Annotated in this window: 18 protein-coding genes and 1 pseudogene; 13 read left to right on the top strand and 6 right to left on the bottom strand. The window is 72.0% G+C overall.

What is annotated here, in order from left to right; all coding sequences use genetic code 11:
• The first annotated feature begins 100 nt into the window (after positions 1-100).
• From egtA to ACY34J_RS04800, 5 genes and pseudogenes are all read left to right on the top strand, one after another.
• Positions 101-1,396, top strand: a complete 1,296-nt coding sequence (egtA, locus tag ACY34J_RS04820) for an ergothioneine biosynthesis glutamate--cysteine ligase EgtA (RefSeq protein ID WP_462725221.1) — start codon at positions 101-103, stop codon at positions 1,394-1,396.
• Positions 1,393-2,742: an ergothioneine biosynthesis protein EgtB gene (egtB, locus tag ACY34J_RS04815; protein ID WP_462725220.1), complete on the top strand. Its 1,350-nt coding sequence runs from the start codon at positions 1,393-1,395 to the stop codon at positions 2,740-2,742. The genes egtA and egtB overlap by 4 nt, the downstream gene beginning before the upstream one ends.
• Before the next feature lie 82 nt (positions 2,743-2,824).
• On the top strand, positions 2,825-3,583 hold the full coding sequence (gene egtC, locus ACY34J_RS04810) for an ergothioneine biosynthesis protein EgtC (RefSeq protein WP_462725219.1): 759 nt from the start codon (positions 2,825-2,827) through the stop codon (positions 3,581-3,583).
• Positions 3,580-4,503: pseudogene (gene egtD, locus ACY34J_RS04805) on the top strand (L-histidine N(alpha)-methyltransferase); the annotation flags it as partial. The gene egtC and the pseudogene egtD, both read left to right, overlap by 4 nt.
• Before the next feature lie 364 nt (positions 4,504-4,867).
• A complete protein-coding gene (locus ACY34J_RS04800) occupies positions 4,868-5,209 on the top strand; it encodes a DUF3140 domain-containing protein (RefSeq protein ID WP_462725218.1) in 342 nt (113 codons plus the stop codon).
• On the opposite strand, the gene ACY34J_RS04795 is transcribed toward ACY34J_RS04800, so the two are convergent.
• Positions 5,172-6,161 carry a lysophospholipid acyltransferase family protein gene (locus ACY34J_RS04795; RefSeq protein WP_462725217.1) on the bottom strand — a complete coding sequence of 330 codons (990 nt, stop codon included), beginning with the start codon at positions 6,159-6,161 and terminating at the stop codon, positions 5,172-5,174. The genes ACY34J_RS04800 and ACY34J_RS04795 overlap by 38 nt on opposite strands.
• A gap of 11 nt (positions 6,162-6,172) precedes the next feature.
• Positions 6,173-6,952 (bottom strand): GNAT family N-acetyltransferase, encoded by a 780-nt coding sequence (locus tag ACY34J_RS04790; protein WP_462725216.1) that lies wholly within the window; start codon positions 6,950-6,952, stop codon positions 6,173-6,175.
• Positions 6,953-7,127: 175 nt separating this feature from the next.
• Here ACY34J_RS04790 and ACY34J_RS04785 point away from each other — a divergent pair, with 175 nt between their 5' ends.
• Both ACY34J_RS04785 and mreB read left to right on the top strand, forming a co-directional pair.
• Positions 7,128-7,349: a dodecin gene (locus ACY34J_RS04785; protein WP_462725215.1), complete on the top strand. Its 222-nt coding sequence runs from the start codon at positions 7,128-7,130 to the stop codon at positions 7,347-7,349.
• 143 nt (positions 7,350-7,492) lie between these two features.
• Positions 7,493-8,521, top strand: coding sequence for a rod shape-determining protein MreB (gene mreB, locus ACY34J_RS04780; RefSeq protein WP_462725214.1), 1,029 nt, complete (start codon positions 7,493-7,495; stop codon positions 8,519-8,521).
• 37 nt (positions 8,522-8,558) lie between these two features.
• On the opposite strand, the gene ACY34J_RS04775 is transcribed toward mreB, so the two are convergent.
• Together ACY34J_RS04775 and ACY34J_RS04770 are read right to left on the bottom strand one after the other, a co-directional pair.
• A complete protein-coding gene (locus tag ACY34J_RS04775; protein WP_462725213.1) occupies positions 8,559-10,745 on the bottom strand; it encodes a putative bifunctional diguanylate cyclase/phosphodiesterase in 2,187 nt (728 codons plus the stop codon).
• Complete coding sequence (locus ACY34J_RS04770; protein WP_462725212.1) at positions 10,742-11,554, bottom strand: SAM-dependent methyltransferase; 813 nt, start codon at positions 11,552-11,554, stop codon at positions 10,742-10,744. Before ACY34J_RS04770 ends, ACY34J_RS04775 begins: the two co-directional genes overlap by 4 nt.
• Positions 11,555-11,744: 190 nt before the next feature.
• Here ACY34J_RS04770 and ACY34J_RS04765 point away from each other — a divergent pair, with 190 nt between their 5' ends.
• The 4 genes from ACY34J_RS04765 to ACY34J_RS04750 all read left to right on the top strand — a co-directional run bounded on the left by ACY34J_RS04765 (position 11,745) and on the right by ACY34J_RS04750 (position 14,243).
• Positions 11,745-12,194, top strand: a complete 450-nt coding sequence (locus ACY34J_RS04765; RefSeq protein ID WP_462725211.1) for a type II toxin-antitoxin system PemK/MazF family toxin — start codon at positions 11,745-11,747, stop codon at positions 12,192-12,194.
• A 355-nt stretch (positions 12,195-12,549) separates the two neighbouring features.
• Positions 12,550-12,813: a hypothetical protein gene (locus ACY34J_RS04760; protein WP_462725210.1), complete on the top strand. Its 264-nt coding sequence runs from the start codon at positions 12,550-12,552 to the stop codon at positions 12,811-12,813.
• A gap of 122 nt (positions 12,814-12,935) precedes the next feature.
• On the top strand, positions 12,936-13,706 hold the full coding sequence (locus tag ACY34J_RS04755; protein ID WP_462725209.1) for a bestrophin-like domain: 771 nt from the start codon (positions 12,936-12,938) through the stop codon (positions 13,704-13,706).
• Between the two features lie 75 nt (positions 13,707-13,781).
• Positions 13,782-14,243 carry a universal stress protein gene (locus ACY34J_RS04750; protein WP_462725208.1) on the top strand — a complete coding sequence of 154 codons (462 nt, stop codon included), beginning with the start codon at positions 13,782-13,784 and terminating at the stop codon, positions 14,241-14,243.
• A 51-nt stretch (positions 14,244-14,294) separates the two neighbouring features.
• Here ACY34J_RS04750 and ACY34J_RS04745 read toward each other — a convergent pair whose 3' ends face one another.
• Positions 14,295-14,867: a hypothetical protein gene (locus ACY34J_RS04745; protein ID WP_462725207.1), complete on the bottom strand. Its 573-nt coding sequence runs from the start codon at positions 14,865-14,867 to the stop codon at positions 14,295-14,297.
• A gap of 36 nt (positions 14,868-14,903) precedes the next feature.
• On the opposite strand from ACY34J_RS04745, the gene ACY34J_RS04740 reads away from it, so the two are divergent.
• Positions 14,904-15,656 carry a response regulator transcription factor gene (locus tag ACY34J_RS04740; RefSeq protein ID WP_462725206.1) on the top strand — a complete coding sequence of 251 codons (753 nt, stop codon included), beginning with the start codon at positions 14,904-14,906 and terminating at the stop codon, positions 15,654-15,656.
• On the top strand, positions 15,653-17,062 hold the full coding sequence (locus tag ACY34J_RS04735) for a sensor histidine kinase (RefSeq protein ID WP_462725205.1): 1,410 nt from the start codon (positions 15,653-15,655) through the stop codon (positions 17,060-17,062). Before ACY34J_RS04740 ends, ACY34J_RS04735 begins: the two co-directional genes overlap by 4 nt.
• 21 nt (positions 17,063-17,083) lie before the next feature.
• On the opposite strand, the gene ACY34J_RS04730 is transcribed toward ACY34J_RS04735, so the two are convergent.
• On the bottom strand, positions 17,084-17,684 hold a 601-nt coding region (locus tag ACY34J_RS04730; RefSeq protein WP_462725204.1), incomplete at its 5' end, for a CAP domain-containing protein.

Genomic DNA, 17,684 nt, shown 5'->3' with positions numbered 1-17,684 from the left:
GGCCCCCTTGAGGCCGCGCCCCCCGACGACTTAGGTGGAACGCAGCCCGGATCCAGCCGGACCGGGCGGGGACAGGTCTCTTCAACGGGAGGTTCCGGCCGTGCCGGAGAACCACTGTACGGACCGCCGCCGAGCCATCACCGAAGCCGAGGCGGAAGCCCGGGTGCGCGGTATCTGTTTCAAGACCGGCCCGCCGCGGCGGATCGGCGTCGAACTGGAATGGCTTGTCCGCGATGCCCGGGATCCCGGCAGCATCGTCCATCCCCCTCGCCTCGCCGCCGCGGTCAGCGCGCTGCGGGGCCTGTCGCTGCACTCGGCACTCACCTTCGAACCCGGCGGCCAGCTGGAGCTCAGCACTCCCCCGGCCGACTCGCTCGCGGCCTGCGTACAGTGCGCCGCCTCCGACCTCGATCTCGTCCGCCTGACGCTGGACGAGCACGGCTTGGCGCTCGCGGGCCACGGCCACAACCCCTGGCATCCGCCCTGCCGCGTACTCACCGAACCCCGTTACCAGGCCATGGAGGCCTACTTCGACCGAAACGGACCGGCCGGGCGCTCCATGATGTGCGCGACCGCCTCCGTCCAGGTATGCCTGGACGCGGGCAACGAGGAGCCCGGCCCGCTCGGTTACGGACGGCGGTGGCGGCTCGCCCATCTGCTGGGCGCGGTGCTGGTCGCCGCGTTCGCCAACTCCCCGCTGCGCCAGGGGCGCCCGACCGGCTGGCGCTCCACCCGGCAGGCGGTGTGGAGTGCCCTGGACCCCGGGCGCACGCTCGCCCCGCCCGACGGGCCCAACCCGCGCACGGCCTGGGTGGGGTACGTCCTGGGCGCGCCCGTGATGTGCATACGGGACGGCGACGGGCCGTGGGCCGTCCCGGAGGGGCTCACCTTCCGAGGCTGGATGCGCGGCAACGGGCCCAGACCGCCCACACTGGACGACCTGGACTACCACCTGACGACCCTGTTCCCGCCCGTACGGCCGCGCGGCCACCTGGAGCTGCGCATGATCGACGCCCAGTCCGGCGAGGAGGGCTGGGTGGTCCCGCTGGCCGTCACCGCAGCCCTCTTCGACGATCCGGCGGCCGCCGAAGCCGTCTACCGCGCGGTCAAGCCGCTCGCGGAGATCGCCGGCGACCCGCCCGCGCCTCGCAACCCGCTGTGGCGGCACGCCGCCCGCTACGGCCTGTCCGACCCCGAACTGCACGCCGTCGCCGTCACCTGCTTCGCGGAGGCGCAGGAAGCCCTGCCCCGGATCGGGGCCTCACCGGCCATCGAAGCCGCCGTCGCCGACTTCATCGAACGCTACGTAGCCCGGGGCCGATGTCCCGCCGACGACCTGCTCGACGCCACCGCGGGAAGCCTCCCCGCACGCCAAGGGAAGGACAGCCGCTCATGACCGCGACCGACCCGACCCCATGGGACACCGACACCGAAGCACTGCGCCGGCGCGCCGCCGACGCCCTCATAGCCGCGCGGGAACGCACCCGCACCCTCACCACCTGCGTGGACGAGCCGGAGTTGACCGCCCAGCACTCACCGCTGATGTCCCCCCTGGTGTGGGATCTGGCGCACATCGGCAACCAGGAGGAGCTGTGGCTGCTGCGCGGCGTGGGCGGGCTGGACGCACTGCGCCCCGACATCGACAGCGTCTACGACGCCTTTGAACACCCGCGTGCCGAACGCCCCTCACTGCCGCTGCTGCCGCCCACCGAGGCGCGCGCCTATGTCGCCGACGTCCGCAGCCGGGTGCTGGACGTGCTGGGAGACGTACCGCTGCACGGCGGCGACCGCCTGGTCGACGCCGGTTTCGCCTTCGGCATGATCGCCCAGCACGAGCAGCAGCATGACGAGACCATGCTCATCACCCACCAGCTGCGGCGCGGCCCCGCCGCGCTGACCGCTCCCGAGCCGTCGCCGGCGCCCGCGGACGCCGCCCTGCTGCCGGCCGAGGTGCTGGTGCCGGGCGGGCCGTTCACCATGGGCACCTCCACGGAGCCATGGGCGCTGGACAACGAGCGCCCGGCCCACCGCCGGCACGTCCCCGCCTTCTTCATCGACACCCTCCCGGTCAGCAACGGCGCCTACGCCCGCTTCATCGAGGACGGCGGGTACGAGGATCCGCGCTGGTGGGCCCCGGAGGGCTGGGCCCAGGTGCGCGAACACAACGTGACGGCACCGCTGTTCTGGCGTCGTGAGGGCGGGCAGTGGCTGCGCCGGCGCTTCGGTGTCGTCGAACCGGTGCGGGCACAGGAGCCGGTGCTGCATGTGAGCTGGTACGAGGCCGACGCGTACGCCCGCTGGGCCGGACGCCGGCTGCCCACGGAACCGGAGTGGGAGAAGGCGGCCCGTCACGACCCGGCCACCGGCCGGTCCCTGCGCTTCCCGTGGGGCGATGCCGATCCCACACCCGAGTACGCCAACCTCGGCCAGCGCCATCTGCAGCCCGCGCCGGTCGGAAGCTACCCGGAGGGCGCTTCGCCGCTGGGCATACGGCAGTTGATCGGTGAAGTCTGGGAGTGGACGGCGAGCGACTTCCTGCCGTACCCGGGCTTCGCGGCCTTCCCGTACCGCGAGTACTCGGAAGTCTTCTTCGGCGGCGCGTACAAGGTGCTGCGCGGCGGCTCCTTCGCCGTTGACCCGGTCGCCTGCCGCGGCACCTTCCGCAACTGGGATCTGCCGATCCGCCGCCAGATCTTCTCCGGCTTCCGTACGGCACGCGACGCCGAACCGGAGGAGGCATGATGGCGCAACTTTCCACGAAGGACGGCCGGTTCTCCCTCAGTTCTCGCCGTCGCGACGGCCTCACGATCGGGAGGCGCGGCTGATGTGCCGACATATCGGGTATCTCGGGCCGGACGTCGCCATCGGCGAGGTCGTGCGCGAGCCTGAGCACAGTCTGTACCGGCAGTCGTGGGCGCCGCGCCGGCAGCGCTCGGGGACCGTCAACGCGGACGGCTTCGGCGTCGGATGGTACGCCGCTCCCGATCCCATACCCGCACGGTACCGGCGTACCGGACCGATCTGGGGCGATCTGTCCTTCGCCGATCTCGCCCGGGTGGTGCGTACGGGCGCGCTGCTCGCCGCCGTGCGCGACGCCACCGAGGCCGGCGCCGACGGCGAGGCCGCCGCGGCGCCGTTCGCCTCCGGCCCATGGCTGTTCAGCCACAACGGCGCGGTCGCCGGCTGGCCGGGGTCGGCCGCGCCGCTCGCCGCCGAGCTGCCGGCCGTGGAGCTGCTGGGGCTGGCCGCCCGCTGCGACGCGGCGCTGCTCTGGGCCCTGGTCCTGCACCGGCTGCGCGGCGGCGCCGACCCCAGCCAGGCGCTGGCCGACACGGTCGCCGCCGTTGCCGAGGCCGCACCCGGTTCACGGCTGAACCTGCTGCTCACCGACGGGGTGTCGATCTCCGCCATCGCCTGGGGCGACACCCTCTGGTATCTCGCGCAGCCCGACCGCACAGCCGTCACCGTCGCCTCCGAGCCGTATGACGACGACCCGCACTGGACGGAGGTCCCCGACCGCACCCTCCTCTCCGCAACCCGCACCGTCGTACATCTGACCCCGCTCAAGGAGTCCAGCACGTGAGCTCGTTCGCCGTCACCCGCACCCTGCCCGCCGACGCCGCCGCCGCAGCCCTCCGCGAGGACGTGCTCAACGGGCTCGGCACCGACCCCAAGCAGCTGCCGCCGAAGTGGTTCTACGACGCCCGCGGCAGCGAACTCTTCGAGGAGATAACCCGGCTGCCCGAGTACTATCCAACGCGCGCCGAGCGGGAGATCCTCCTGGAGCGGGCCGGTGAGATCGCCGCGGCCACCGGTGCCCGCACGCTCATCGAGCTCGGCTCGGGCTCCTCCGAGAAGACCCGGCACCTCCTCGACGCGCTCACCGCGCTGGAGGTGTATGTCCCCGTCGACGTCAGCGAGTCCGCGCTGACGCAGGCCGGGCGCGGGCTGCTCGCCGACCATCCGCGGCTGGCCGTACACGCCCTCGTCGCCGACTTCCAGCACGGCCTGGAACTCCCCGACACCCCCGGGCCGCGGCTGCTCGCCTTCCTCGGCGGCACCATCGGCAATCTCCTTCCCGCCGAACGCGCCGCCTTCCTGGCCTCCGTACGGTCCATGCTCGCCCCGGGCGACGCGCTGCTCCTCGGCACCGACCTGGTCAAGGACGAGGCGACGCTGGTGGCCGCGTACGACGACGCACAGGGCGTCACCGCCGCGTTCAACAAGAACGTACTGGCCGTCATGAACCGCGAGCTCGGCGCCGACTTCGACCCGGCGGACTTCGACCACGTCGCCGTGTGGGACGCCGAGCACGCCTGGATCGAGATGCGGCTGCGGGCCCGCGGCGATGTGAGCGTCAAGATTCCGGCGCTGGACCTGGCGGTCTCGTTCATGGCCGGGGAAGAGATGCGCACCGAGATCTCGGCGAAGTTCCGGCAGGAAGGGGTGCGCGCCGAGCTCGCGGCCGCGGGCTTGGAGCTGCGCCACTGGTGGACTGACAGTGGCAGCGAGCGAGCCAAAGGGCGCGCCGGTGCAGAATTCCCCCTGGGGGCACCTCCCGGGCCGTCAGGCCCAGGGGGACTACCGCTGGGGGTGCCCCCAGAGACCAAGCGAGGAACGAGCGCAGCGGTCGTGGGGGCACCTCCCGGCCGAAGGCCGGGGGAGAGCCTCGACGCCGGGTCTGGAGGCTCCCCCAGCGGTAACTGGGGGAGCCCGGAGGCGAGCCGAGCGCAGAATGGGGCCAACCGGTTTGCACTGTCGCTGGCCTTCCCCGCGGAATCCTGAGCCCGCCGTTTCCGCTGTCCCCGCCCGGGCACTCGGGCGGGAGTCAGCATCAGTAAGCGACACCAGTCCCGGGAGGCACACCGTGGCTGACATCTCCGCGCTTGAGCTCGACGCGCTCTGGGACGAGTTCCACCGCGTGGTGAACATGACCTCCGCGGAGCTGAGCGCCTGGCTGCGCATGGAATCGGCAGCCGAGCAGGCCGAGCAGCTCCCGGAGTTCGCCGGATCAGACGACGGCCGCCATGTGCTGGCGATACTCCAGAAGCGCCGCATGGACCTGACCGACGACGACATCCGGGAGATGCGCAAGATCGTTGATGTCGTCACCGAACAGCGCCGCAGCGAGCTGGCCACCAAGGTCGGCGAAGATCACTGGCGGCACCAGCTCATGATGCTCGGACACGATCCGCTGAAACCCGCCTGAACGGCAGGGTAATGCGGCGTGGGACGGCCATCTCCCCGGCGCGACCCGATTCGCCGTCATCGCCGACATCCCCCGGTGCCCACGACCGGCCGGACACCGCCGCTCCGGCCGCACGGGCCAGGGACTGCCGGTCGGCGTGGGCCCCGGGCGGTATGCACGGCAGGACGGTCACCTCGGCGACCAGCCCCCGGGCGGCGACGACCCGGCGCACCGAGGCGAGCAGCGTGTCCTCCCCGACGAACGCCGTCACAGCTGTCGGCACACCGATGACTCCGTCTGCCTCAGACCGGGACGGCTCCAGACGGTAGCGGATCCGGACCGGCTGGACGGGCACGCCCGCGTCAAGCGCGGCCTGGAAGGCGGCGTTACGGAACTGTCCGTGCGCCCGACCGCACCAGGTGCTGCCTTCGGGGAAGGCGACCACGGCCGTGCCCTCGCGCAGCGCGGCCGCCATCCGGGCGACGGTGTCCGGAAGCGTACGGAGGCGTTCCCGGTCGACGAAGATCGTGCCCCCGCGCGCGGCCAGCGGGCCCAGGACCGGCCAGGACGCGATGTCGCTCTTGGCCAGCATCCGGCCCGGGCGGACGGCCGCGGCCAGCGGGATGTCCAGCCAGGAGACGTGGTTGGCGACGATCAGCGCCCCCGCGCCCGCGGCGGCAGGGGCAGCCCCGCCCATCCGTATCCGTATCCCGAAGGCCGCGACCATGCACCGCGCCCACAGGGCGACCAGCCGGTCCCGGCGGGCCGGTGGAAAGCGGCGGACGAGCGGCGAGAGGACGACCCCGGCGAGCACGATGCCGACGACGGCCACCCGCCGGGCGAGCCGGCGAAACCGGCCCACCGCGGGCACGGGGTCGGCCACGCAGTGCTGGGGAGTGCACGGCGCGGTGGGCATCCATGGGCCCAGATCCCGGGGCTCCCCGTGCACCAGCGCATACGAGGGCGCGTTCATCGCGTAGGGCATCACGCGGGGACGAGCGAGAGGAAGTGGCGGAGGTAGCGCGGGTCGGTCCGCTCCAGCGACAGCAGCACATACAGGTCGGCCACGCCGAAGTCGGGGTCGTGGGCGGGCTCCCCGCACACCCAGGCACCGAGCCGCAGGTAGCCGCGGAGCAGCGGCGGCAGCGGCGTGTGCCCGGCCCGCTGGACACCGGTGGGGTCCCAGGGCAGGTGCGGCCGGACGCGGAACTCCTCGGGCGAGAGGTGCTTGGCCGAGACCTTGTCCCACACGCCGGCGGCGAGCGCCCCGCCGTCGGCCAGCGGGATGGAGCAGCAGCCGGCGAGCCAGTTGTGCCCGGCCCGGGTGAGGTAGCGGGCGATGCCGGCCCACATGAGGGAGATGACGGCTCCGTCGCGGTGGTCGGGGTGGACGCAGGACCGGCCGACCTCGACCAGGTCGCTGCGGATGCCGGCCTGGCTGCCGAGGTCGAACTCGGTCTCGGCGTACAGCCGCCCGGCGACGGCGGCACGGTCGGGCGGCAGGAGCCGGTAGGTTCCGACGACCGTGCCCGTGGTCTCCTCCCGGACCAGCAGGTGGTCGCAGTAGGCGTCGAACGAGTCGACGTCCAGCCCGGGCTCGCTGGTGTTCAGCAGCGCCCCCATCTCGCCGGCGAAGACCTCGTGGCGCAGGCGCTGCGCGGCGCGTACGTCCTGTTCATCGCGGGCCAGGGAGACCGTGTAGCGGGGAGGGGCGGCGGCCGGGGCCGGGGCGGGTGCGGGTGCGAGCGGTGGTGTGAGGGTCATGCCTCCTTGATGACCGAGCCGGCTGGACACGACGTGGCCATTTCGGAGAGCCGGAGTGTGCGGCGGCTGAATGCTGGGCAGCGACGGTTCCCGTCTCACCTCGCACGCCGCCGCCCGGTGGGCGATGGTGGAGGAGATATCTGCTTTCCGACCCCCGCCATCCAGGGAGACCGTTATGACCGATCACACCTATCGGGTGACCGAGATCGTCGGGTCGTCGCACGAGGGTGTGGACGCCGCGATCCGGAACGCGATCAACCGCGCTTCTCAGACCCTGCGCAATCTGGACTGGTTCGAAGTCGTCCAGATACGGGGGCATATCGAGAACGGCGAGATCGCGCACTACCAGGTGGGTCTGAAGGTCGGTTTCCGGATCGAGGACGTGGAGTCATCCTGACCGCCGGGTGACCGGGTGGTCCCGTACACCCGAGTGGAGCAACTCAACGAGCGCAGAAACGATCATATGCCGCAGGCTTGGTACGGGGCGGTGTGCCATCCGCTCTCACCGACACCGACCTTCCCGCACAAGGGAGTTCCCCCGTGCCCGTAAGCCTCGAGCAGTTGCGCCGTTGCTCAGTTGCCGTCGACCTCGGTGCCTCCAGAACCCGCGTGTACGTCAAGGACACCGGCCTGGTGGTCGACGAGCCCAGCGTGGCCGCCGTCAACACGCGTACCGGCGCTCTCCTCGCGGTGGGTGGCCTGGCGGAGAAGATGACGGGCCGTACGCCCGAGCACATCCGGGTGGTGCGCCCGATCTCAGGTGGCACGGTCGTCGACATCGACATGGCACAGCGGATGCTCCGCCATCTCATCGGGGACAAGTTGCGCAAGGCGTGGCGCCGCAGACCCACCTCGCGGATCGCCGCCTGCACCCCCCACGACAGCGAGCCGCTGACCCAGCGCGCGGCCATCGAGACGCTGATGGCGCTCGGCGCCCGGCGCGTGGAGCTGGCCGACACGCTCGTCTGCGCGGCCGTCGGGGCAGGTCTGCCCGTCGAGCAGCCCGAGGCGACGATGATCGTGGTGTGCGGGGCGACCACCACGCAGGTCGCGGTTCTCTCCCTGGGCGCGATCGTCGCCGCGGAGACCATCCCGGTCGGCGGCAACTCCATCGACCACGCCGTGGTGGAGCATCTGCGCAACCACCATGAGCTGCTGCTGCCCAGTCAGGCGGTGCGTCCGCTGCATGTGGTGCTGAACTCGGTGGACGAGGCGTCGGAGCGGGCCGAGGTGCACGGCAGGGATGTGGCCACCGGGCTCGCCCGCTCGGTGCTCGTCGACACCGCGAGCGTGCGGCGGGCCATCGGCGCACCCCTGACCGGGGTGCTCGACGGAATCCGTACGGTGCTGCGGCGGTGCCCGCCCGACCTGGTCGCCGACCTCTCCGACCGCGGCATCATGCTCGCCGGCGGCAGTGCACTGCTGCCCGGGCTCGACACGATGCTCAGCCGGGGCACGGGCATGCCGGCCCACACCGCGGAGCGGCCCGACACCTGCGCCGTACGGGGCCTGGGCGCGATGCTCGAGGGCAAGGTGCGGCCGCTGCACCTCGATCCGCTGGCGAGCTGACGGCCGCCGGCCGGGCAAGGCACCCGGCCGGCCGGGGTCAGAAGGCGTCCGCCAGGGTCAGGGTGTGCAGCAGCTCGGGCGGACCGGGGCGGGCGTAGTACCAGCCCTGTGCGGTGTCACAGCCGAGGAGGCGCAGATAATGGGCCTGGGTACCGGTCTCCACTCCCTCCACGGTCACCGCGAGGTTGAGGGTGTGGGCGAGGGAGACGATCCCCTCCACGATCTTGATGTCGACGGGGTCGGCCGGGTCCTGCTGCATCCCACGGGTGAAGCTCCGGTCCAGTTTGAGCGTGCTGAGCGGCATGCGGCGCAGGTTGGAGAGGTTGGAGTAGCCGGTGCCGAAGTCGTCGAGCGCTATGTCGACGCCGAGGTCGGCGAGTTCGCGCAGCGGCCGGAGCAATGTCTCGTCGGCGCCGATGAGCGCGCTCTCGGTGACCTCCAGGCACAGGGCGGTCGGGTCCAGTCCCGCCTCCTTGAGGACCTCGACGGTGTCGGTCACCAGGCCCGGGTGGTGGAGCTGGCACGGGGACAGGTTGACATTGACCCGTAGCGGCCCCTCTCCCGCCCGGTCCTGCCAGTTGCGGGCCTGGCGGACGGCCTCCTCCAGCACCCAGCGGCCGAGTGGCACGATCAGCCCGGTGTTCTCGGCCAGCGGGATGAACTGGTCGGGGCCGAGGGTTCCGCACAGCGGGTGGGACCAGCGCACCAGGGCCTCGGCGCCGTGCACCACGCCGTCGCTGAGCCGTACCAGCGGCTGGTACTCGATGAAGAACTCGCCGCGCTCCAGCGCGGTGGGCAGGCTGTTGGTCAGACCGTGCCGGGTGATCGCGCGCAGATCGGCTTCCGGATCGGCGTGTTCGTAGCGGTTACCCCCCGCCGCTTTCGCCCGGTACATGGTGATGTCGGCGCTGCGCAGCACCTCGGCGGGGCCGAGTTCCCCCGTCGGCCCGTCGACGATGCCGATGCTCCCGCGGACCATGAGGTCACGGCCTTCGAGCCGGACGGGGGTGGCGAGGGCGTCGAGGATCCGGCAGGCGAAGGCGGTCACCTCATCCTGGTCGGCGGGGTCCACGATGAGCGCCACGAACTCGTCACCGCCGATCCGGGCGATCAGCTGGTCCGGAGAGTTCGGGCACGACTGCAGCCGGTCGGCGACCGCGACCAGCATTCGGTCGCCGACGGCGTGGCCGAGGCTGTCGTTGACGGCCTTGAAGCCGTCGAGGTCGAGGTAGCACAGGCCGAAGCGGGTGGCGCCGTCGCGGGCCGTAAGCGCGGCTTCCAGGCGTTCGAAGAACAGGGTGCGGTTCGGCAGTCCGGTGAGCGCGTCGTGCGTCGCCTCGTACCGCAACCGCTCGTGCAGCAGCCGCCGTTCGGTGATGTCCTCCATCAGCGCCAGCTGGTACCGGGGCTCGCCGGCGGCGTCACGCAGCAGGGAGCACGTGAGGTTGGTCCACAACACGGTGCCGTCGCCCCGGTAGTACGGCTTCTCGACGCGGAAGTGGTCACGCTCCCCGCGCACCAGCTCGCTGTGGATCCGCCACAGGCCGGGGGCGTCCTGGGGATGGCCCCAGTCGGTGACCTTCCGGCTGCTCGCGTACTGGTCCATGCCCCCGAACATCAAGTTGAGCGCGGAGTTGACCTCCAGGACGTTGCCCTCGAGGTCCGCGATCCCGATGCCGATCGCCACGCCCTCGAACACGGCCCGGAACCGGGCCTCGCTCTCGTGCAGCGCCTTCTCCGCCTCGGCCTGCGCGGTGAGTGCCGCACGCGAGAGTGCCTCCTGCTCGGCGAGCGTACGGTCCCGGAGGGCTTCGGCGAATCCGGCGGCGAGGGAGTGCTGCAGCCGGGCGCAGCGTGCGCGGCACTCGTCGGCCGGCATAGGTTCCTCGGGCGGGCAGTACAGCACGAGATACGCGTCAACGACGCCGAGCGTATGAGGCAGGGTGCTGGGGGCGGTGCAGTGGGCGGCGACGAGCGCGGATCCGACGCCGGCCGCCGGTGCCGGGTCGAAGTGCCGTGCCTGGAGCGCCCCGGAGAGCTGCCGCGCCAGCGGAACCAGGTACTCCTCGAACTCCACGCGGGTCATCGAGGTGGCGGTGGCCGGGTAGATGGCGCGGCTCCAGATGGTCGCGAAGCGCCGCAGCCGGCCCTCGGAGCTGTCCTCCGCGGCGTTCGGAGGGGCCCCGCGCTGGGTGCTCCCGGTGCCTTCCGGTCTGGCGGTCACGGCTTTCGGCCCACCCCTGCGAAGCCTGTGAACACGATGGGGTCCTCCTGGCCCACCGGGCTGTCTGGGCGCCAGTTGGGCATGGCGACCAGCCCGGGCTCGACCATCTCGAACCCGTCGAAGAACCGCTCCACCTGGGCGCGGGTACGCATGATCAGCGGTGAACTGGCCCTGCGGTAGACCGCTTCGACCTTGTCGCCCGCCTCGCTGGAGACGGGGCCGCCCTCGGTGGAGGCGTGGGTGAGGACGAGGAGGCTGCCGGGGGCGAGGGCGTCCCGCAGTTCGGCCACGGCCTGCCAGGGGTTGTCCTGCTCGACCATGAAGTGCAGGACGGCGACGAGCAGCAGGGCGACGGGCTTGTCGAGGTCGAGGAGCCGGTTCAGCTCGGGGCTGCCGACGATGTCATGAGGCTTGCGCAGGTCGGCCGCGATGATGCCGGCGTTGTCGTTTCCTTCCAGCACGGCCTGGCTGTGTGCCACGGCGACCGGGTCGTTGTCGACGTAGCCGACGCGCGCCTCAGGGCTGGCGGCTTGCGCCACTTCGTGGACGTTGCCGAAGGTGGGTATGCCCGACCCTATGTCGAGGAACTGGATAATGCCATGGTCCACCGCGTACCGTACGGCCCGGCGCATGAACGCCCGGTTGGCTTGCATGATCTTGGGTAGGCCAGGCATGATCTCCAGCGCCTTGCGCGCGGCTTCCCGGTCGACCTCGAAGTTGTGCGAGCCACCCAGGTAGTAGTCGTAGATCCGGGACACGCTCGGCACAGACAGGTCGATGCCCTGGGGGGCCCAGGAGGGACGCTCCATCAGTGGTCTCCAGCTCTTCAGCCATACGGAACCGGCGCTATGTGCCTGCCGGTGTACGCAGCCGAGGCTACTGATCGCCGGTCAACAGCGGTACCTCAAACGGAAATTCGGGATCCGTTCCGGTCACACACCACCGGCAAGTGCGCCGGGCGCGAAAAGGGTTGCGCAGCACGACCGCTAGCGTGTTCGCATGAACCATGTGATCGACGAACCCCATGTCCCCGGCCGCAGTGGGCCGGCCGCGACCACGCAGGTCGATCCGCGCAGAATCGGGCGGGTACGGACCGCCTACGCGCCCGCCCATGACGGCGACCCGGATCCGGGGGAAATCGTCTGGACATGGGTGCCGTTCGAGGAGAACGACGGCCGGGGCAAGGACCGCCCGGTGCTGGTGGTGGCCCGGGAGGAGCACGGCACCCTGCTGGCCGTGGCGCTGTCGAGCAAGCGGCATGACAACGACCGGGAGTGGGCGGCCATCGGGGCCGGTCCGTGGGACCGGGCCGGCCGTCCGTCGTGGGTGGATCTCGACCGGGTGCTGCGGGTGCACGAGGGAGGCATGCGGCGCGAGGCGTGCGCGCTCGACCGCGGCCGGTTCAATCTGGTGGTGAACCGGCTCAAGGAACGCTACCGCTGGACCTGACCGAACCGGCGGCAAACCCGACACGCACCGGATCCATCCGTCGGGGGGAATCCCCGGCGCATTCGGGGTGAAGTCCCCTCCGGCGGCGCACGATCACCGGCGTGAACGCATGGCAGCGGGTGGGAATCGTGGCCGGGGGTGCCGCGCTCGGCGTGGCCGTGGGGGCGGCGGTCGTGGGGCTGGCCGGAGGGCCCGCTGTGGCGACGGATGAGCCGGTGCCATCCCTGCGGGCGACGGCATCGGCCGGCAGCGGCGGTGCGGCCGCCGAGCTGGAGATCGACTGCCCCCCGGGCTTTCCGGGGGATCTGACGGCGTCCGCGGGCTCCGGCTCCGGCGCCGCGGTGGCGAGGCTGAAGTGCCGCAAGGAGCCGTCCCCGCCTCCGCCGCCTCCTCCAAAGCCCCCGCCCTCTCCTGTCTCGCCGCGTCCTGTCCTGCCGCGGCCGGTGCCCACCACGGCCCCGCCTCCGCCGCCACCCCCTGCTCCCCCGCCGCCGTCTTCTCCCCCACCGTCTTCTCCCCCACCGTCCTCGCCTCCGCCGTCCTCCCGTCCGCCCACTCGTACGGCCATGCCGTCCCCGTCCGCGCTGGTTCCCCGCGCGTACCGCAGGCCGGCCCATGAGGAGGCGGCGAACGGCCCCTCACCGGTAGTCCGCGTTCTGCTGATCACTGCCCCTGCCGTGCTGGCCGCGGCGGCCATGCGCCCGCGCTCGCGCCGCTGAAGAACATCCCTCGGAGGTTTCCATGCCCGGATGGCTGGTGCTGACCATCGCGATGGCTGCCGCGTGCTGCGTCGTCCTTGCGATCGTGCTGCTGAGCCAACGCCGTGTCGGCGTCGACGACGATCCCTCCCAGACCCCCGATGTCCTCGAGTACATGACCATGATGATCGGCGTGGTGTACGCGATCGTGCTCGGGCTGGCCATCGCGGGGGTCTGGGAGGCGCGCGGCGCCGCGCAGGACAGCGTGCGGGTGGAGGCGCAGTCGCTGCACGAGGTGCACGAACGGGTCGGGGTCTATCCGGCGCCGGAGCGCGACCGGATCCGCCGGGACGTGGACGCGTACGTCCGGCATGTGGTCACCACGGAGTGGCCGCATATGGCCGAGCACGGAGCCCTGACCGTCCGCGGGGACACGCTGCTGGAGCGGGTACGGCAGGACATCTCCGCACGGGCGCCGCGGACCGAGCTCGAGAACCAGACGTACCAGCCGCTGGTCGATCAGGTGGCCCTGGCCGACGGGGCCCGTCAGGCCCGGGCGGACAGCGCGGAGCCGACGATGCCCGGGGTGGTGTGGGTCGGCCTCGTCACCGGGGCGCTGGTGAGCGTCGGGCTGATCTTCATGCTGCAGATCCGCAGCTCGCGGCGGGAGCTGGTGCTGGCGGGGCTGTTCAGCGCACTCATCGCGTTCCTGCTCTTCCTGATCTGGTACTGGGACGCTCCGCTTGGGCGGGGCATCGAGGACGCGACGGGTCCGTTCCTGGCCCTGTTTCCCGGAGCTGCCGGCGCCGGCTGATCCACTTGCGGCGGACCGGTAGCGGCGGGGTGGGGCCCCGCCGCTACCGCGTCCGGGGCGACTAGCCTCACTCATGTGGAAGACACGGCGCCCGCGCCGTTCGAGCGCGGAACGGACGGCCCCAAGGTGATCGTCGCCGGAGTCGACGGCTCCGAACCGTCGTGGCGCGCGGCCGCGTACGCCGCCGGACTGGCCCGGCGGCAGAACGCGTTGCTGGCGATCGTCTACGTCCAGCCGGTGCTGGCCGCGACTGCCGCGCTGGGCGCCCCCGTTGTGGAGACGACGACCGAAGTCGCCGAGGAGCTGATGGCCGAGATCCGGGAGGCGGCGGAGCGGCTGCGCGGGATCTTCGAGGTGCGCTGGGAGTTCCACACCTTCAGAGGCGACCCGTACACCGGGCTGGTGCAGGCGGCTGACGAGCTGAAGGCGGACGCGGTGGTCGTCGGCGCCTCCGAGCAGGCGGGCCACCGCATCATCGGCTCGGTGGCGGTCCGGCTGGTCAAGGCGGGCCGCTGGCCGGTCACGGTGGTCCCGTAATCCCGGGCCCGCGCGGGCAGTCCACGGCCGGCGCGGGCAGTGCCTCACCTCCTACCAGGAGGTCTCACGCACGGTTGCCTGGGCCGGCTCGCTGGTGGCCCTGATCACGGACTCCTGCCGGTCCCCGGTGAACGTGACACTCAGCTCGGTGGGCTCGGTCTGCGAGGTACGGACCGTGAAGCCCCGCGTCGGCACGGCCGATACCAGGCACACCCCCCGGTCGCCGAAGCGTACGGAGGCCTGCCCTCCGGCCGAGTCGATGGTGTGCACCCCCGAACCGCCCCCGCAGTCGCTGAAGTCTGCGGTCCCGGCCTGTGAGCCCGGTGCCGGCGCGGTGCCCGCGGGGGGCTTCGACGTGCTCGGGCGCGCCGACGTAGGGGTGGGCTTGGGTTTCGGAGCGGGCCGGGCCGGGGTCGTAGTGGCGGAGGGACTCGGCTTGGAGGTCTTTCCGGCCTTGCTGCGCCCCTGTTCGGAGGGCGAGGAAAAGATGGTCGGGGCCGACCGGGCGACGGGTGGGGTCGGCTTCGTCGAACCCACGATGACGTGGATGGTCAGGAGCACGCTCGTCACGCCGGCGGCGGTGCAGGACAGCCATATGAGCAGGTAGCGCAGGTACCGGGACACGACACCATAGTGGCGGAGCGGCTACCGTGCTGGCCCATGGCATCCGTTCTTCTCGTCGAAGACGACCCTGTGATACGCACCGCCCTGATCGAAGTGCTCTCCGCACACGGGCATGTGGTACGCAGCGCGTCCCAAGGCTTCGAGGCGCTGCGCGAGGTGACACAGCGGCCACCGGATGCCGTGGTGCTGGACCTCGGCCTGCCCGACCTCGACGGCACGGACGTGCTGCGGATGCTCAGGGGCATATCGCGAGTCCCGGTGCTGGTCGCCACGGCGCGGGACGACGACGCGGAAGTGATCAAGCTGTTGAACGCGGGCGCCGACGACTACATCGTGAAGCCGTTCTCGGGTGGACAGCTGGCGGCCCGGCTGGGTGCGGTTCTGCGGCGCTCCGCTCCGCCGGGCGCGGCTCCCTATACGGCCCGCGCCATCGACGGGTCGCGTTCCGGAACCGGCTTCGGCCCCGGGGACATCCCGCCCGAGCAACGCGCCGTACGCGTCGGCGAGCTGATCGTCGATCCGCTGGCGCGGACCGCGCATCTGGCCGGGCGTGAACTGCGGTTGACCCGGCGCGAGTTTGATCTGCTGGCGTATCTGGCCTTGCACGCCGACCAGGTCGTCTCCCGGCGGCGGATCCTCGCGGATGTGTGGCGCCAGCCGTACGTGGAGGACCAGACCATCGACGTGCATCTGTCCGCGCTCCGCCGCAAACTGGGCGAACGGGCCGCCCAGCCGCGGTATCTGCATACGGTGCGCGGTATCGGCATAAAGCTGGTGGCGCCGCGATGAGACGCGCCCTCGCCGGGGTCGCACTGGCGGTCACCTCCATGGTGGCGCTCTCCTTCCTGATCCCGCTCGCCCTGCTCGTCCAGTCCGAGGCGCGCAGCCGTGCCACCACGGAGGCGGAGCAGCGCGCCGGGGCGCTGGCGCCCGTACTGGCCCTGACCACCCGTCCCTCCGACGTCCAGCAGGCCGTGTCCGGCCTGGACTCAGGCGACCGGCTGACCGTGCACCTTCCGGACGGGGACGTCATCGGTGCCGAACATGCGCCCGCGAGCGCGCTGGAACGGGTGGAGCGGAAGCGGGGGACACTGTCCCTCGGCACCCCCAGCGGCTGGGTGTATCTGCAGCCCGTGATCCTCGCGGAGAACCGGGTCGCCATCGTGGAGGCGTTCGTGCCCCGGGCCGACCTGGAGCGGGGCGTGGTGCTCTCGTGGGTGGTGATGTCGCTGCTGGCCGTGGTGCTGGTGGCCGGGTCGGTGGCGGTCGCCGACCGACTGGGCGCGCGGGTCGTACGCGGCTCACGGCGCCTGTCGCGGGCCTCGCACGCGCTCGGTTCGGGTGATCTGGCGGTGCGGGTGGAGCCGGACGGGCCGCCGGAGCTGCAGGAGGCGGGTACGGCGTTCAACTCGATGGCGGACCGGTTCGTCCAGCTGCTGGCGATGGAGCGGGAGCTGGTCGCGGATCTGTCGCACCGTCTGCGGACGCCACTGACAGCCCTGCATCTGGAGGCGGAGCGGATGGGCTCGGCGCCGGGTGCCGACCGCCTCACGAGGGCCATCACCCATCTGGAGACCGAGCTCGACTCGATCATCTCGGCCGCGCGCACCCCGCTCGCCGTCGGGGCACTGGGCGGCCCGGGGGCGGCTGACGGTGGGTCAGGTACCGGGACGGGCGGCGGGGCTACGGTGCCGCAGGACCGGTGCGAGGTCTCGGACGTGGTGCGCGCGCGGCTGGAGTTCTGGTCGGTGCTGGCCGCACAGCAGGGGCGGGAGTGCCGGCTGTCGGCCACGGCCGAGCCGACCACGGTCCGGCTGCCGCACGACGACCTCGCGGCGGTCGTCGACGCGCTGATCGGCAATGTCTTCCAGCACACCGCACAGGGCACGGGGTTCGCCGTCCGGGTCGAGCGTACGTCGCTGGCCGTGGTGCTGACCGTCGATGACGCGGGCACCGGGATCGCCGATCCGGGCCGGGCGCTGGCCCGGGGCGTGAGCGTGGGCGGGTCCACGGGCCTGGGCCTGGACATAGCCCATCGCGCCACGCGGGCCACGCGCGGCCAGGTACGGATCACGCGCGCCCCGATGGGCGGGGCGCGCGTGGAGGTGACGCTGGGCCTGGCGGCAGCTGACACGAAGAGGGCCATGGGCCGTGCGACGCGCCGCCGCCGAAGCGCGGGCGTGCTTCGGAAGTAGCCCTGCCCCCGAAGGGCGCGGCTACGGAACGACGCGACGAGCGCGCGTGCCGCTCTCCGCCTTGTGTCGCCGAGGGGTGCCGAACTCCTGGGTCCACCAAGGGCCGCGGACGCCCTGGCGGACGCCGATGCCCAGCTCCCGATAGGCGCAGTTGAGGATGTTCTTCCGGTGGCCGGGGCTCCTCATCCAGGCCCTCATCACCGACTTGGCGTCCGGCTGCCCCTGCGCGATGTTCTCCCCGAGCCCGGACCAGGTATAGCCCTCCCGTTCCACCCGGTCGACGAGCGACGAGCCGTCAGGTCCGGTGTGGGAGAGCACCTGACGCTTGGCCAAGGCATCGCTGTACGTCTGGGCCGCGTCTGTGAGCCGGGAGTCCGGGGCGACCGGCTTGCAGCCGGCCGCGGCGCGCTCCTTGTTGACCAGGCGCATGATCTCGGCGGTCTGGCCGGCGGTGGAGACGCGGGCCTGCACCGGGGCAGGCGCGCGTTTCGGCACGATCTTGACCTGGGGAATCCTGGCCTTGGGGAAGCTGGGACGGGCGGGCTTGGCACTCGCCTGGGGCGCCTTCGACGCCGTACGCACAGCAGACGGCTTCGCCACGCTCTGACCGGCCGACTTGACA

The sequence above is a fragment of the Streptomyces sp. HSS9-12 genome (assembly GCF_054963655.1).
Note: the sequence above shows the minus strand (reverse complement) of the source record. Positions and strands in the feature narration are given on the sequence as shown.